This window comes from Paraburkholderia sp. SIMBA_053, assembly GCF_046534895.1.
Taxonomy (GTDB): Bacteria; Pseudomonadota; Gammaproteobacteria; order Burkholderiales; family Burkholderiaceae; genus Paraburkholderia; species Paraburkholderia caledonica.
The window spans coordinates 1-255 of the sequence record NZ_JAWRXU010001135.1 but is presented as its reverse complement, the minus strand read 5'-3'; the positions used below and the strand labels follow the sequence as shown (position 1 = coordinate 255).

General features: G+C 68.2%; 1 protein-coding gene. It reads left to right on the top strand.

Translation table 11 applies throughout. The features are described 5' to 3' along the window. On the top strand, positions 1–255 hold a 255-nt coding region (locus SB753_RS39180), incomplete at both ends, for an IS110 family transposase (protein WP_410805434.1).

The following is a 255-nucleotide window of genomic DNA, read 5'->3' as shown; positions in this document are numbered from 1 at the left end:
CCCACTACTGGGCGCGCAAGCTGCGCGCGCTCGGCCACGAAGTCCGCCTGATCGCGCCGCAGTTCGCCGCGCCATACCGCAAGGGCGGCAAGCACGTGAAGAACGACAGGCTGGATGCTGAGGCCATCTGCGAGGCCGCGGGCCGGCCGCATATGCGCTTCGTGGCCGTCAAAACGGCAGACCAGCAAAACGTGCTGGTGCTGCACCGGATGCGGGACGGTTTCGTTGAGGAGCGCACCGCGCTCGTCAACCGGC